The following is a 589-nucleotide window of genomic DNA, read 5'->3' as shown; positions in this document are numbered from 1 at the left end:
TATGCGATCGTCGGCAGCGTCAGATGTGTATAAGAGACAGCGTTTGCCCAGTCGCGGTTGTGGTTTATCGATCAGTTGTTGGGCCGGTCGCCGGTTTACAACATGCCTGTGGCGCTGCGCCTGGACGGGCAGTTGGATGCGGAGGCGTTGGGGGTGGCGCTGGGTGATGTGGTGGGCCGCCATGAAAGCCTGCGCACCGTCTTCCCCGCGGTCGACGGAACCCCTCACCAGGTTGTAGTGCCGCCTGGGCAGGCCGATTTCGGTTGGGCCGTGGTGGATGCCAGCGGCTGGCTGCCCGAGCGGCTCGAGGAGGCCATCGCCGCGGTGGCGGGGTATCGGTTTGATCTGGGCGTCGAGATTCCGTTGCGGGCGCAGCTTTTCCGGCTCGGCGCAGATGAGTATGTGTTGGTGGCCGTGGCGCATCATATCGTCGCTGATGGCGGGTCGATCACCCCGCTGATACAGGATCTAGGCACCGCCTATGCCGCCCGCTGCGCCGGTCAGGCCCCGGGTTGGGTGCCGTTGGCGGTGCAGTACGCCGACTACACGCTCTGGCAACGAGACCAGCTGGGCGACCTCAGTGACCCCG

Annotated in this window: 1 pseudogene; it reads left to right on the top strand. The window is 65.5% G+C overall.

The features are described from left to right. Nucleotides 1-39 precede the first annotated feature (39 nt). Nucleotides 40-589: pseudogene (locus A5781_RS15725) on the top strand (condensation domain-containing protein); the annotation flags it as partial.

Origin of the sequence: Mycobacterium sp. 852002-30065_SCH5024008 (assembly GCF_001665645.1) — a bacterium.
In the GTDB taxonomy this organism is placed as follows: Bacteria; Actinomycetota; Actinomycetes; order Mycobacteriales; family Mycobacteriaceae; genus Mycobacterium; species Mycobacterium paraffinicum.
The sequence above is the reverse complement of the archived record's forward strand: the minus strand, read 5'-3'. Positions and strand labels throughout refer to the sequence as shown.